Raw genomic sequence first — 14330 nt, 5'->3', positions numbered from 1 at the left:
TTCGACGTATCCGCTTCTAGATCGGAAGACGGGTCGTCTGCTTGATCCGCTTCAGCGGAATCTCGGTCTCGACGTTGCGCACGCCTTCGATCTGCGTGAGCGTTTCCATCTGGAAGCGCTGGTAGTCGTCGAGATCGCGGGCGATCACGCGCAGCAGATAGTCGTAGCTGCCGGCCATCAGGTGGCATTCGAGCACTTCGGGCGCTTTTTCGATTTCCCGCGCGAAGCGTTCGACCGTCGTCTTGTCCTGGCGCTCGAGCGTGACGCGCACGAAGGCCGTCAACCTCAACTCGACGGCCGCGGGATTCAGCAGCGCGACATACGCGTCGATCACGCCCTGTTCCTCGAGCAGGTGAACGCGGCGCAGGCAGGGCGTGGCGGACAGCCCGGCCCGCTGCGCGAGTTCGGCATTCGTCTGGTTCGAATTCTGTTGCAATGCACGCAGAATGCGCCGGTCGATCGCATCGAGCTTGATTGGCATGATTCACTACCATGATCGTGAATATTGGAGAATAGCGCCAAATTCGTAGCCGATCATGGCCAAGATTGCATCCAATCGCTCCGGGAGGATGGCCATAATCTGACGACTGTCCACCCTTTCAGGAGTCGTCCGATGCTGCACGTCTCGTGGTTGCCGTTCCTGGCCACCTCCCTTTTGATCATCGTCACGCCGGGCCAGGACATGGTGCTCGTGATGTCTCGTACGCTGTCCGGCGGTACGCGCGCGGGCCTCGTGACGGCCGCGGGCGTCAGCGTCGGGCTGCTCGTGCATACGATGCTCGCGACGCTCGGGCTGGGCGCGCTTCTTAAGGCATCCGAATGGCTGTTCACGGCGCTGAAAGTGATCGGCGCGCTGTACCTGCTGTACCTCGGCATCACGTTGCTGCGTTCGTCGGGAGAGCTGACGTTGTCCAGCGGCGGCCGCGCGCAGGCATCGCGGCTGCGTACGTTCGCACAAGGCGCGCTGTCCAACGTGTCGAATCCGAAGGTCGCGCTGTTCTACCTGGCGTTCCTGCCGCAGTTCGTGCCGGCGGGCGCTGCGCATCCGATGCTGTCGCTGTTCGAGCTGGGCGCGACGTTTGCCGGCCTGACGTTCCTCGTCAAGGGGCCCGTTGCGGTATTCGCCGGCCTGCTGTCCGCATCGATCCGCCGCAACCCGCGGATCCTGACGCGCATGCACCGCGTCAGCGGGGTGGTGCTGTTGGGGCTTGGTGTGAAGCTGGCGCTCGAGCGGCGGTGACGCGTACTCCGGGGGCAAGCGCCGTGCCGCGGCCGGGCGCTGCGGTACCATTGCGCCGTGCAACCTGAGAGGCGGTGCCGCACCGGCAGCCGCGCACATCGACGACAAGCCATTCCCGGGGGAATTGAAGAATGAAAAAGACAGTCGCACTGATCGCCTGCACGGCGTTCCTCGCGCTCGCCGCCACGACCGGCCGCGCCCAGACCGAAGCCGCGCAGGTGGAAATGAGGGCCGCGTCGGCGGCCTTGAACAAGGCCGTCGTGAAGGGGCCGGCCGATATCGACCTGAAGCACCAGGCGGTGCTGAAGCTGACGCAGGGCGAAGCATTCGTGCCGGCCGCCGAAGCCGGCCGCTACCTGCGCTCGATGGGCAACACCGTCGACGAGTCGAAGCTGGTCGGCCTCGTGCTGCCCGACGATCCCGACGCCGACTGGATCTCGGTCGTGTCGTTCGAACCGAGCGGCTATATCCGCGACGACGACGCGAAGGACTGGAAACCCGACGAGCTGCTCGCGAGCCTGAAGGAGGGCACCGAGGAGGGCAACGCGTCGCGCAAGGAACGCGGCCTGCCCGAAACCGAGGTGGTCGGCTGGGCGCAGCCTCCGGCGTACGACGCCAACAAGCACCGGCTCGTATGGTCCGCGATCATCCGTGACAAGGGCGCGGCCCCGAACGCCGGGAACGACGGCGTGAACTACCGGACGCTCGTGCTCGGCCGCGACGGCTACCTGTCGCTGACGATGGCGTCGACGCTCGCCGATCTGCCGAAATACAAGGCGTCGGCGGACGAGTTGCTGTCGAACATCCGCTTCAACGACGGCAAGCGCTACGCGGATTTCAACAAGTCGACCGACCACGTCGCCGAGTATGGCCTCGCGGCGCTGATCGTCGGCGTCGGCGCGAAGAAGCTCGGCCTGCTCGCGCTGATCGGCGCGTTCGCGGTGAAGTTCTTCAAGGTCGGCGCGGTTGCGCTGCTGGCCGGCGGCGCCGCGCTGAAACGCTTCTTCGGGCGCAAGCCGAAGGCCGCCGCCGCCCCCGCGATTGCCGACGCGGCCGACGCGGAGCGCAAGGAATGACGAAGCTGTTGCTGCTGATCTTCGGCGGCCTCAAGCTCGGCAAGGTGCTCGTGTCGGCGGGCACCATGCTCGCGTCGATCGCGGTCTACGCGCTGTTCTACGGCTGGCGTTTCGCGGCCGGTTTCGTGGCACTGCTGCTGGTGCACGAGGCCGGCCACTACGTGGCCGCGCAGCGGCGCGGGCTCGACGTCGGGCTGCCGACCTTCATCCCGTTCGTCGGCGCGTGGATCCAGCTGAAGGAGATGCCGCACGACGCGGAAACCGACGCGTATGTCGGGCTCGCCGGGCCGTTCGTCGGCACGCTCGGTGCGCTGGCCTGCTACGCGGCCGCGCGCCACTACGACAGCAACCTGCTGCTCGCGCTGTCGTACACGGGCTTCTTTTTGAACCTGTTCAACATGATTCCGCTGTCGCCGTTCGACGGCGGGCGGATCACCGCGGTGCTGTCGCCGCGCATCTGGTTCGCGGGCGTGCCCGTGCTGATCGCGCTGTTCGTGTATCGCCCGAGCCCGCTGCTGATCGTGATGGCGATCCTCGCGCTGCCGCAGCTCAAGCGCGCGTGGCGCTACGATCCCGACGCGCCGGAGAACCGCGTGTACTACGCGACGTCGATCGAGACGAAGACGACCTACGCGCTCTGCTACGTCGGCCTGCTCGCGTTCCTCGCGCTGATGACGTCCGGCGTGCACGACATGCTGCGCGCCGTGCGTTCCGCGAGCTGATGCAGGCGGCGGCCGCGCATGGCGGCCGCCGAACCTTCACGCGTCGCGATGACGCAGCTCGACGCGCCGGATGTCCTTCACGATCACGAGATAGCTGAACACGGTGACGAGCGCATTCAGCCCGACGAACACGAGTGCGCCGTTGAACGAGCCGCTCGCGCCGACGAGGTAGCCGATCGCGATCGGCGCGACGATGCCGGCCGTGTTGCCGAACATGTTGAACAGGCTGCCCGACAGGCCGATCGCTTCCTTCGGCGCGGTATCCGCGACGACCGCCCAGCCGAGCGAGCCGATGCCCTTGCCGAAGAACGACACGGCCATCAGCACGATCACGAGCGCTTCGCTGTCGACGTAGTTGCAGCCGATGATGACCATCGACAGCGCCATCCCGCCGACGATCGGGATCTTGCGTGCGAGCGTGAGCGACACGCCGCGGCGGATCAGCCCGTCCGACAGCATCCCGCCGAGCACCCCGCCGAGGAACCCGCAGATCGCGGGCAGCGACGTCATGAAGCCGGCCTTCAGCAGCGACATCCCGCGCGCCTGCACGAGATAGATCGGGAACCACGTGAGGAAGAAATAGGTGAGCACGTTCACGCAGTACTGGCCGAGATACACGCCGATCAGCATCCGGTTCGACAGCAGCTGGCGCACGTAGTACCAGCCCGCGACCTTGTTGCGCTCGACAGGCGCGCCGTTGCCGCGTGCGTTCGTGCGCACGAGGCCGCCGCCCTGCTCGATGTGCTCGAGTTCCGCGCGGTTCACGGCCGGATGGTCGGCCGGATCCTTCACGACCCGCAGCCACAGGAACGCGAGCGCGATGCCCGCGAGGCCGAGCCAAAGATACACGTGGTGCCAGCCGTACGCATGCGTGAGCCACGCCATCAGCGGCGAGAACACGACCGCCGCGAAGTACTGCGCGGCGTTGAAGATCGCCGACGCGGTGCCGCGCTCGGCGGTCGGGAACCAGCTCGCGACGACTTTCGCGTTCGCGGGAAAGGCGGGCGCCTCGGCGATACCGACCGCGAAGCGCATCGCGAACAGCGCGGCGACCGCGAACGCGGCGCTGCCGCCGAGCCCGATCGTGCTCTGCAGCAGCGTGAACGCTGACCACAGGAAGATGCTGGCCGCGTACACGCGGCGCGCGCCGAAGCGGTCGAGCAGCCAGCCGCTCGGCAGTTGCGCGAGCACGTACGCCCAGCTGAACGCCGAGAAGATGTAGCCCATCGTCACCGGATCGATGCCGAATGCCTTGCGGATCGGCGTGCCGGTGATCGACAGCGTCGCGCGGTCCGCATAGTTGAGCGTCGTGACGACGAACAGCATCGCCAGGATCCAGTAGCGCACGGCGGTCCGGCGCGCGGTGCGCGAGAGGTCGAGCGGAAGATCGCGAGAGGTGGTCTGATTAGGCACTTTAATGTACGTCGTCGTATGACATGGCGTGCAGTTTAGTGACGAGCGGCCGCGCGGCGTAACCCGGGTTTTCCCTCTCGCTGGCGCCGCGAAATCCCACTATTTAGACGGCTCTTCAGTCGCGGCATGGCTCGCGGTTCGAACGCGATACGCCAAAATCTAGTCGGCAGACATCGTATCTGTTGGGCTACAATGAACCCATCATTCCCGAACCACGGAGTACACCCATGCAACTGACAGGAGAGATGCTGATCGGCGCCGAAGCGGTCGCCGGCTCGGCCGGTACCTTGCGCGCGTTCGACCCGTCGAAGGGCGCGCCGATCGACGCGCCGGCGTTCGGCGTCGCGGCGCAGGCCGACATCGAGCGCGCATGCGAACTCGCGCGCGACGCGTTCGACGCGTACCGTGCGCAGCCGCTCGCGGCCCGCGCGGCGTTTCTCGACGCGATCGCGGACGAAATCGTCGCGCTCGGCGACACGCTGATCGAGCGCGCGCACGCCGAAACGGGCCTGCCCGTCGCGCGGCTGCAGGGTGAGCGCGGCCGCACCGTCGGCCAGCTCCGGCTGTTCGCGCGTGTCGTGCGCGACGGCCGCTTCCTCGCCGCGTCGATCGATCCTGCGCAGCCTGCCCGCACGCCGCTGCCGCGCGCGGACCTGCGGCTGCAGAAAGTCGGGCTCGGGCCGGTCGTCGTGTTCGGTGCGAGCAATTTCCCGCTCGCGTTCTCGGTGGCCGGCGGCGATACGGCGTCGGCGCTCGCGGCCGGCTGCCCGGTGATCGTGAAGGCGCACGAGGCGCACCTCGGCACGTCCGAACTGGTCGGCCGCGCGATTCGCGCCGCCGTCGCGAAAACCGGGATGCCGGCCGGCGTGTTCTCGCTGCTGATCGGCCCCGGCCGCGTGATTGGCGCGGCGCTCGTCGGCCATCCGGCGGTCCAGGCCGTCGGCTTCACGGGGTCGCGGCAGGGCGGCATGGCGCTCGTGCAGCTCGCGAACGCCCGCCCGCAGCCGATTCCCGTCTACGCGGAAATGAGCAGCATCAACCCTGTCGTGCTGTTCCCGGCGGCGCTCGCCGCGCGCGGCGACGCGATCGCGACGGGTTTCGTCGATTCGCTGACGCTCGGCGTCGGCCAGTTCTGTACCAACCCGGGCCTCGTGCTGGCGATCGACGGCCCCGACCTCGACCGCTTTGCCGCGACCGCCGCGCAGGCGCTCGCGAAGAAGCCGGCCGGCGTGATGCTCACGCCCGGGATCGCCGATGCGTATCGCAACGGCCGCGGCAAGCTGGCCGAGCTGCCGGGTGTGCGCGAAATCGGCGCGGGCGAGGCCGCGCAGGGCGCCTGCGACGTGAGCGGCGCGCTGTTCGAGGTGTCCGCGCAGGCGTTCCTGGCCGAGCCGGCGTTCAGCCACGAGGTGTTCGGGCCGGCGTCGCTCATCGTGCGCTGCCGCGATCTCGACGAAGTCGCGCGCGTGCTCGACGCGCTCGAGGGCCAGCTCACGGCCACGCTGCAGATGGACGCCGACGACAAGCCGCTCGCCCGCCGGCTGCTGCCGATCCTCGAACGCAAGGCCGGGCGCCTGCTCGTGAACGGCTACCCGACCGGCGTCGAGGTGTGTGACGCGATGGTGCACGGCGGGCCGTTCCCCGCGACGTCGAACCCGGCCGTCACGTCGGTCGGTGCGACGGCGATCGATCGTTTCCTGCGCCCGGTGTGCTACCAGGATTTTCCGGACGATCTGCTGCCGGAAGGGTTGCAGGAGAAGAATCCGCTCGCGATTCCGCGGCTGCGGGACGGCAGCGCGGCGTGAGCGCGGACCGGCGAAAACCTTGAAGACGACGGCGCCCGCTCGCGGGCGCTATCGTGCCGTTCCCCGTATCACGATCAAGACAAGTCGACCGGTCCGCCGAGGGCCCGACACAGCATCGACAAGTCGTGAATGGTGAGGTGCGGGGAGCGGGTGTCGGGCTGCAGGCGCTCCATCTCGGGATGATTCCGGCGAACCAGCCACGCAGCCTGCAGCCCGGCGTTCAATGCCCCGAGAACGTCGAGATGAAAATCGTCGCCCACGTGAAGCAACTCCGCGGGATGCACGTTCGCCGCCTTCGCGGCCGCATGGAATATTTCGGGCTCGGGCTTCGCGGTGCCCAGCGCGCCCGCACTGAACGTTTCACGAAAGAACTCGCTGCCGCCGGTCAGCCGGAGGTCCGCGTTGCCGTTCGTCACGGCGATGAGCGGAAACCTGGCGCTCAGCCACGCCAGCGCCGGCCGGACGTCGTCGTAAAACTCGACCTGCTGCCGGGCGGAAAAGAACACGCGGTATGCGTGTTCGGCCAGGTCGACATCTTCCCTCGCCCGCTCCAGCGCGAGCCTGATCGAACCGATTCGCAGCGCACGATAGTCGTTGACGAGGTCGGGGCGCGAGCGCTCGTACTCGGTGCGCAACTGGCTCAGCGCTTGCCGCGTCGGCAGGATGCGCGCCGTATTGGGCGCGTGCTCGAGCAGCCATGCATGCAGCGTCGCTTCGGCCCGCTCGACGGCCGGCCCGAACGGCCACAGGGTGTCGTCGAGGTCGAACGAGATGGCGGATACCTTGCCTAGACGCATAGCGGCTGAAGGAGCGGATTGGCGATCCGGACGTAATCGGCCGAACTGAGCACGATGGATCGGTCGAGCCGGCCGGCGTTGAACGCGATCTCGTCGAAGCTGCCGATCAGATCCGGATCGACGATCAGCTTGATGGCCGACGAGAACGAGAACGGCGGGATCGCCCCGATCGCGCATCCGGTTTCGTGCTGCGCTTCGTCGGCTGACGCGAGCGTGGCCTTCTTGAGCCCGGCCGCTGCGGCGACCTTCTTGAAGTCCAGCTTCCTGTCGCCGGGAAGGATCGCGAGAATCAACGCCTGCCCGGCATCCTTGCCCCTGCACAGCATCGCTTTCGCGCCTTGCCCCGGTGATGTCCCGCGAATGGCCGCAACCAGGTCGGAGCGTCCCTCCGCCGGGTGTTCGATCACCCGATACCTGGCGCCTTCACGGTCGAGCAACGCGACCAGCTTTTCGTAAATGGATGACATGCTATTCAATTGTCCCGACACATTGCAGGTTGCGTCACCAGAATCGCACCGCCCGGCGCCGTCGCTTACGACGTGACGAGCGAGCAGAATCGTTCGAGGTCGATATTGCCGCCGCTGACGATGATGCCGACGCGCTTGCCCTTGAGCGATTCCTTCGCATTCAGCGCGGCGGCCAGTCCGAGGCATCCGGTCGGCTCCACGATCATCTTCACGCGCGTCGCGAAAAACTTCATCGCGTTCACCAGATCGGCATCCGACGCGGTGAGGATATCGTTCACATCGCGCTTGATGATGGCGAACGTGTAGTTCCCGATGTGCTGGGTTTGCGCGCCATCGGCGATCGTCTTGGGCGTATCGATGTGCACGATTTGTCCGCTGCGCAGCGAGCGCTGACCATCGTTCCCGGCTTCCGGTTCGACGCCGTACAACTCGCATTGCGGCGCGAGCGCCCGGGTCGACAGCGCAGTGCCGGAGAGCAGCCCGCCGCCGCCCATCGGCACGAACAGCGCATCGAGCGCGCCCACCTCGTCGAACAACTCCTTCGCGGCCGTGCCTTGTCCGGCGAGCACGTCCGGGTGGTCGTAAGGCGGAATCAGCGTGAGGCCCTGCTCGTCGGCGAGGCGGCGGCCGATTGCTTCGCGATCCTCTGCATAGCGGTCGTAAACGACGACGTCGGCGCCGTATCCTTTGGTCGCCGCGATCTTCGACGCAGGCGCATCGTGCGGCATCACGATCGTTGCCGGGATGCCCAGGATCTGCGCGGAAAGGGCGATGCCCTGCGCGTGGTTCCCGGAGGAGAACGCGACGACGCCGGCCTTGCGCTGTTCCGGCGAAAATTTCGACAGCGCGTTGAAGGCGCCCCGAAACTTGAAGGCGCCCATGCGCTGAAAATTCTCGCACTTGACGAACACCTCCGCGCCGATCAGTTGGTTCAGCGTGCGCGACGTGTGAACGGGCGTGCGATGTGCAATGCCGGCGATGCGCGTTGCCGCTGCCTCGACGTCGGCGAAGGTGGGAAGTTCGAAAGTCGTGGTCATGTGAGATTCGCTGGTCAGATGTTTTCACCAAGGCCATGGAACGGAGATGCCGGCTCCGTTTTCGATGGCCTGATCATAAAGGAAACGCGCGACCGTCAAGTCCTGCAGCGCGAGCCCAGTCATGTCGAATACCGTGATATCGCTCGACGAGCGATCGATGGACGCCGTTCCCGCCAGAAGGTCGCCGATTTCGGTGCACGGCAGCGCCGGCGCCCACTGGCACTCGCCGATGCTGCGCGCCTGCTCCCGGTCGTCGACGACAATGCGCGCACGCGCCAGCACGCCTGCCGGAAGCTCGCGCTTGCCGGCCGTGTCGGCGCCGACGCAGGTCAGGTGGGTGCCCGGCTGCACCGCACCCGCGTCGAACAGCGCGCCGCCGCCCGGCGTCGCGGTGATGACCACGTCGCTGTTCGCCACCGCATCGTGGCGGTCCCGTGCCGCGCGGATCGCGCATTGGCCCCGGAATGCCGCTTCGAACCCCGGCTCCGGCTCGCCGCCGACGTTCACGTACCGCACCGTGCACCGTTGCGGCAGCCGCCCGAGCGCGTAGTCGAGCTGGACGCGCGCCTGCACGCCCGTGCCGAACACGCAGATTCGCGTGCTGTCGCGACGCGCGAGCAGTTGCAGCCCGAGGCCGCCGGCGGCACCGGTTCGCGCAGTGGTGATCGCATTGCCGTCCATGATGCACAGCGGGCGGCCCGTGGCCGGATCGAACAGCGCGACGGTGGCCTGATGCGGTTCGCCGCCGCGCGCCCGGTTGCCGGGCCAGAACCCGGCCGCCTTGAAGCCGAGCAGATCCTGGCGCGCAACGTCGCCCGACTTGATCCCGAACACGCCGCCCGTGTGCAGCTTCTCGCGAACCACCGGAAACACGCGCCCGGCCCGTTGACTGTGCAGCACGAAGGCTTCGCGAACCGCGGCCGTCACTTGCGCGGCCTCGAGGGCGGGTTCGACGGCATCGCGGTCGAGAAGCAGGAGTCGGGCGTCTGTCGGCATCGTCAGGTCAGCTTCTCTGGCGCAATGCCAGTCGAGAGTTTTGGCAGTGTGTCTAAACTTAGACGAACAGTCAAGTCGTGCGGTGCTGCGCAGAACCTATACAATGCGACCAAAATTAGTTGAAGAGTCCAGGATGGCTAAGAAACGACTGACCGGCGAACAGCAGGTCATTCTCGAGCAGGTCAAGCAAATCGCAGCGGGGCTGGGCGAGACGCTGGCGCCGTTTACGGAGGTGGTGGTTCACGACCTGCGCTCGCCGAAGCATGCGATTCTCGCCATCCACAACAACCTGTCGGGACGCGCAGTCGGCGATCCCGCGACCGAGCTCGGCCTCGCCCGCATCGCGGACGACGATTTCCCGCAAGTGCTCGCGAACTATGCGAATCGGTTCAGCGACGGGCGCCAGGCCAAGAGCACGTCGATCGGCATCAAGGATTCGGAAGGGCATTACTTCGCCGCACTCTGCCTGAACGTCGACGTGACGCTGTTCCGCAGCATCGCGACTCTGCTGGAACAGTTTTCGGTTCCCAGCGGGGAGGTGGTCAAGGAATCGCTGGACCCGTCGACCGCCGACTCGCTTCGCGAACGGATCGACCGGTTCGCGGTCAGCCTGGCGACCACGCCGCAAGCGCTGCGTACCGACCAGCGCAGGGCGCTGATGCAGGCGCTCAAGGAAGAGGGCTATCTGGACTTGCGGCGGTCGATGGAGACGATTGCGCAACACCTGGGCGTCTCGCGCGCGACCGTCTACAACGACGCCAAGTAACTGGGCACGCCGCGTGTCGCGGCATTCGCCCCCACCAGGTGCTCGCTCACCATCCATAGAATCGCGGCCAGGTCTGTACCGAGCCATCGTCGCCCACGGCGTGATACTCGGGATGTTGCGCACCGGTGGCGCACGCGTGATTCGGCAGGATGCGCAGGCGGGTGCCGATCGGAAACCGATGCGCGATGCCGGAGTCGGGCGCGCCCGCGCGCGACACGATCCCGTGCTCCTGGTTGGCGGCGCTCACGACGTACTCGCCGAGCACTTCACCGTCTTCCGCGCATACCAGTCCGTAGCCGAAATCGTGTGCCTGACGCTGCGTGCCGCGGTCGCGGCTCATTGCCATCCAGCCCGCGTCGATGATCGCCCAGCCTTTCTCTTCCTGGTGTCCGATGACGGTGGTCAGCACCGACAGCGCGATGTCGGACAGGTCGCATACGCCGATGTTGTGCATCACGAGGTCGAACATCGCGTACACGCCCGCCCGAACTTCCGTGACGCCCTCGAGGGTTTCGGCCGAAAGTGCGGTTGGCGTCGAGCCGATACTCACGACCGGGCAGGGCAGCCCGGCGGCCCGGAGGCGCTCTGCCGCCCGCACGGTGCGGCTGCGCTCCTGTTCGGCGATCTTCACCAACGCTTCCCGGGTGTCGTATTCGTAGCTGGAGCCGGCGTGAGCCAGGACCCCGCCGAGGATCATTCCGCCATCGACGAGCACCCGCCCCACGTCGATCAGCAACGCGTCCTCCGGCTGGATGCCTGAGCGATGACCATCGACGTCGATCTCGATCCACACTTCGAAGCGCTCGCCATGCGCGCGCCCGAATTCGACGATCGCGTGCGCGGCGGGCAGGCTGTCCGCGACCAGCTTCAGGTCGCAGCCCTGCCGGCGCAGCGCGAGCGCCTGGCCGAGCTTCGCGGGCACCATGCCGACCGCGTAGACGATGTCGCGGATACCGTGCGCGAAAAACTGTTCGGCTTCCTTGAGCGTCGACACCGTGACGCCTTGCGCGCCCGCGGCGATCTGGGCGTCGACGACGTGCGCGCATTTGGTGGTCTTGACGTGCGGCCGGAACCTGACGCCGAGCGCGTCCAGATGGGCCTGCATGCGGCCGATGTTGTGACGCATGCGACCGGCATCGATCAATGCGGCGGGGGTGTCGAGCGTCTGAATGCCCATGATGCGTTTGCCTCGATGTGTTATCGATGCGAACACTGTAGGCCCGACGACTGCCCGTGTGCTTAACGGCCGCCTAATCCATCATTAAGCGACGTTTAATCCTTCATGCGTTGTTGCGCCAGGGCGGCGGACTGAGGAATTGCTTCGCGGTTTCGAGAAAAATCCGCTGCCGGACGGACCTGCCTGTTCGCGACGGCAAGAGCGCGGTCACCGGCGCGGACGGCAACCGCCAGTCGGGCAGCAACCGGACGAGCCTGCCGTTCGCCAGCAGCGGAGCGACGTCCCACTCGGAGCGCTCGACGATCCCGAGCCCGGCCAGCGCCCATTCCGTGATGACGGTGCCGTCGTTGGAGGACAACGGGCCGGTGACGCGGATCACGGTGGACCGTCGAGGGTCGCCTTCCTGCGAGAAGCGCCATCGCGGGATGTCCTCGTCGTTCTCGCGCAGGCACAGGCAGTCGTATCGGGCCAGGTCGGACGGATGGTTCAATGCCTTGATGCGACGCGCATACGCGGGGCTCGCGCACAGAAAGCGCTCGTTGGGCGCGAGCGGATAGCCGATCCACGACGACGACTTGAGGCTGCCGACGTGCACGACCACGTCGGCCCCCGACGCACTGGTCAACGGGCTGTCCGACAGGTGCAGCGATATTTCGAGCTTCGGATGAGCCAGTTGCACGTCGCGCACGATCCGCGCGACGTACTTTCGCCCGAAGCCGAGCGGGGCGACGACGCGGAGCGTGCCTTGCACTTCCCCGTGCTCCCCCGAGATATGGATCGGCAAAGCCTCCACGCGCTCGAGAATGTCGAGCGCTTCCTGGTACAGCCGCTGCCCCTCGTCGGTCAAGGAAATCCCGTTCGATTTCCGCACGGCGAGCCTTGCGCCCAGCCGCTCCTCCATTCTCTGCAGGCGGATCGTGACGGCAGGCGGCGTGAGATCGAGCAGCCGGGCGGCGGAGGCCAGCGAGCGCGACGTACCGATCGCGCGTACGAGCCGAAGGTCGTCGAGGTCGAGCATTTCGCGTACCTTAATGCGAGCTTTGCCGCGCATTATGCGTTGCCGGCTTTCGCGTCGCCGGATTTTCTCCTACAGTAGCGGAGCTTCGGGCCGTCAGGCCCGCGAGCGGAGCCTGAGAGATTGAGAAAAATCAGAACGAGGGAACAGACGCAATGAATATCAACAAGCGTGGCGATCACCTGTTCGCGGCCGGATTGTGGAAAGCGATCGGCGACGTCGCACGATCGGTCCGCAGCCAGGTCGGCGAATACAGCGAAGGGCGCGTCCTCAGCAACGAACTGTTCGCGCTGCAGCGTGAACTGGGCGGCAGCGAATTCGACGTGACGATCAACCAGGGGCGCGTCGTCACGGGCGCCGACGCGCATTCGCTCGCCTTCGGCGCGGCCGTGCGCCGATTCAGGCTGGATATGGAAGCGCTGGTGTTCGCGCTCCAGTACCGGCGCGGCATCGACGACACCGATCCGGCTGCCCGCTTCGCCGCACTGACCCAGGCCAACGAGCAGCTCGCGCGCGCGAAGCAATACGCGATGCTGACCGTGCGGCAGTTCTTCGATACGGTCGTCGACCCGAGCGTGCGGGATCAACTCCTGCGCGACAAGCCGGGTGGCGGCGACAGCACCCGGTTCGCCGTGGCCAGCGCGAAGCTGGAGCGGGTGCGCCGCGCGATCGTCGAGAGCATTTCGAAGATGTGACGGCGGCGGCCGGCCGCGCCGTCATGCCCGACCGCGAACCGCTTACTGCGGGCCCATCTTCTTGATCAGCACGTCGAGCTGCGCGACTTCCTCGTCGTTCAGGTCGACGAGCGGCGCCCGCACGGGGCCCGCGTCGTGGCCGACGAGCTTCGCGCCCGCCTTCACGATGCTGACCGCATAACCCGCGCGGCGGTTGCGGATCTTCAGGTACGGCAGGAAGAACGTGTCGATCAGGCGGCCGACCGTGGCGTGGTCGTCCTTCGCGATCGCTTCGTTGAATTCCATCGCGGTCTTCGGGATGAAGTTGAACACGGCCGACGAATACACCGGCACGCCGAGCGCCTTGTACGCGGCGGCATAGACTTCGGCCGTCGGCAGGCCGCCGAGATACGCGAAGCGGTCGCCAAGGCGGCGGCGGATCGTCACCATGCTTTCGATCTCGCCGACACCGTCCTTGAAGCCGATCAGGTTCGGGCAACGATCGGCGAGGCGCTCGAGCATGTCGGCGTTCAGCTTCGAATTCGCGCGGTTGTACACCACGACGCCGATCTTCAGTGCGCGACACACCTGCTCGACGTGCTCGGCGATCCCTTCCTGGCTGGCTTCGGTCAGGTAATGCGGCATCAGCAGCACGCCGCTCGCGCCGAGGCGCTCGGCCTCCTGCGCATATTCGATCGCGACGCGCGTCGCGCCGCCCGCGCCGGCGAGGATCGGCACCTTGCCCTTGCAGGTTTCCGTCGCGACGCGGATCACGTCCGAGTACTCGCGCTGCGTGAGCGAGAAGAATTCACCGGTGCCGCCGGCCGCGAACAGCGCGCTCGCACCGTACGGCGCGAGCCATTCCAGGCGCTCGGCATAGGTGGACGGGCGGAAGCTGCCGTCGGCGTCGAAGTCCGTCAGCGGAAAGGACAGCAGGCCGTGAGAGATGATCTGTTTGAGTTCTTGCGGTGAAGTCATGGTTGGGTCGTCCGTCTAGCGCGAGTGCTGGGTTCGTCGGGAACGGCATACGAGCCACATTGGCGATGTCGTTGTATGTCATCGTACAACAACGGGAAGAGAGGGTGCAAGCGGTTTGCTGTCGTCATGGTGATAGGGTCTTTCCGGATAAGGGTTTACGTACGATG

The 14330-nt window shown here is 66.7% G+C and carries 15 protein-coding genes; 6 read left to right on the top strand and 9 right to left on the bottom strand.

What is annotated here, in order from left to right; genetic code table 11:
- Positions 1-16: 16 nt before the first annotated feature.
- The gene (locus WT26_RS33405; protein WP_069274941.1) at positions 17-481 is read right to left on the bottom strand and encodes an Lrp/AsnC family transcriptional regulator; all 465 of its coding nucleotides are present in this window, start codon (positions 479-481) and stop codon (positions 17-19) included.
- Between the two features lie 132 nt (positions 482-613).
- Between WT26_RS33405 and WT26_RS33400 the strand changes: the two genes are divergently transcribed.
- The 3 genes from WT26_RS33400 (at position 614) to WT26_RS33390 (ending at position 3038) form a co-directional block, all read left to right on the top strand.
- Positions 614-1240, top strand: coding sequence for a LysE family translocator (locus WT26_RS33400; protein WP_069274940.1), 627 nt, complete (start codon positions 614-616; stop codon positions 1238-1240).
- 131 nt (positions 1241-1371) lie between these two features.
- On the top strand, positions 1372-2316 hold the full coding sequence (locus WT26_RS33395) for a DUF2167 domain-containing protein (protein ID WP_069274939.1): 945 nt from the start codon (positions 1372-1374) through the stop codon (positions 2314-2316).
- Positions 2313-3038: a site-2 protease family protein gene (locus WT26_RS33390; RefSeq protein WP_069274938.1), complete on the top strand. Its 726-nt coding sequence runs from the start codon at positions 2313-2315 to the stop codon at positions 3036-3038. The genes WT26_RS33395 and WT26_RS33390 overlap by 4 nt, the downstream gene beginning before the upstream one ends.
- Before the next feature lie 36 nt (positions 3039-3074).
- Here the strand turns inward: WT26_RS33390 and WT26_RS33385 are convergent, their stop codons facing one another.
- Positions 3075-4451, bottom strand: coding sequence for an MFS transporter (locus WT26_RS33385; RefSeq protein WP_069274937.1), 1377 nt, complete (start codon positions 4449-4451; stop codon positions 3075-3077).
- A gap of 227 nt (positions 4452-4678) precedes the next feature.
- Here WT26_RS33385 and WT26_RS33380 point away from each other — a divergent pair, with 227 nt between their 5' ends.
- Complete coding sequence (locus WT26_RS33380; RefSeq protein ID WP_069274936.1) at positions 4679-6256, top strand: aldehyde dehydrogenase (NADP(+)); 1578 nt, start codon at positions 4679-4681, stop codon at positions 6254-6256.
- Positions 6257-6330: 74 nt separating this feature from the next.
- Here WT26_RS33380 and WT26_RS33375 read toward each other — a convergent pair whose 3' ends face one another.
- The 4 genes from WT26_RS33375 to WT26_RS33360 all read right to left on the bottom strand — a co-directional run bounded on the left by WT26_RS33375 (position 6331) and on the right by WT26_RS33360 (position 9553).
- Positions 6331-7053 carry an HAD family hydrolase gene (locus WT26_RS33375; RefSeq protein ID WP_059917614.1) on the bottom strand — a complete coding sequence of 241 codons (723 nt, stop codon included), beginning with the start codon at positions 7051-7053 and terminating at the stop codon, positions 6331-6333.
- Positions 7044-7520 (bottom strand): YbaK/prolyl-tRNA synthetase associated domain-containing protein, encoded by a 477-nt coding sequence (locus WT26_RS33370; protein WP_177313466.1) that lies wholly within the window; start codon positions 7518-7520, stop codon positions 7044-7046. Before WT26_RS33370 ends, WT26_RS33375 begins: the two co-directional genes overlap by 10 nt.
- Before the next feature lie 65 nt (positions 7521-7585).
- A complete protein-coding gene (locus tag WT26_RS33365) occupies positions 7586-8557 on the bottom strand; it encodes a threo-3-hydroxy-L-aspartate ammonia-lyase (protein ID WP_069271699.1) in 972 nt (323 codons plus the stop codon).
- Between the two features lie 24 nt (positions 8558-8581).
- Positions 8582-9553 carry an ornithine cyclodeaminase family protein gene (locus WT26_RS33360; protein WP_069274935.1) on the bottom strand — a complete coding sequence of 324 codons (972 nt, stop codon included), beginning with the start codon at positions 9551-9553 and terminating at the stop codon, positions 8582-8584.
- Between the two features lie 133 nt (positions 9554-9686).
- Between WT26_RS33360 and WT26_RS33355 the strand changes: the two genes are divergently transcribed.
- Positions 9687-10319, top strand: coding sequence for a helix-turn-helix transcriptional regulator (locus tag WT26_RS33355; protein WP_069274934.1), 633 nt, complete (start codon positions 9687-9689; stop codon positions 10317-10319).
- A 46-nt stretch (positions 10320-10365) separates the two neighbouring features.
- Here WT26_RS33355 and WT26_RS33350 read toward each other — a convergent pair whose 3' ends face one another.
- Entirely contained in the window at positions 10366-11496 is a 1131-nt protein-coding gene (locus WT26_RS33350; protein WP_069274933.1) for a DSD1 family PLP-dependent enzyme, read from the bottom strand.
- A 103-nt stretch (positions 11497-11599) separates the two neighbouring features.
- Positions 11600-12514: a LysR family transcriptional regulator gene (locus WT26_RS33345; protein ID WP_069274932.1), complete on the bottom strand. Its 915-nt coding sequence runs from the start codon at positions 12512-12514 to the stop codon at positions 11600-11602.
- Positions 12515-12666: 152 nt separating this feature from the next.
- On the opposite strand from WT26_RS33345, the gene WT26_RS33340 reads away from it, so the two are divergent.
- On the top strand, positions 12667-13206 hold the full coding sequence (locus tag WT26_RS33340; RefSeq protein WP_069274931.1) for a hypothetical protein: 540 nt from the start codon (positions 12667-12669) through the stop codon (positions 13204-13206).
- Positions 13207-13248: 42 nt separating this feature from the next.
- Here the strand turns inward: WT26_RS33340 and kdgD are convergent, their stop codons facing one another.
- Complete coding sequence (gene kdgD / locus WT26_RS33335; protein ID WP_069274930.1) at positions 13249-14163, bottom strand: 5-dehydro-4-deoxyglucarate dehydratase; 915 nt, start codon at positions 14161-14163, stop codon at positions 13249-13251.
- Positions 14164-14330: the final 167 nt, after the last annotated feature.

The organism is Burkholderia cepacia (assembly GCF_001718835.1).
Lineage (GTDB): Bacteria > Pseudomonadota > Gammaproteobacteria > Burkholderiales > Burkholderiaceae > Burkholderia > Burkholderia cepacia_F.
This window is presented reverse-complemented; position numbering and strand designations above follow the sequence as displayed.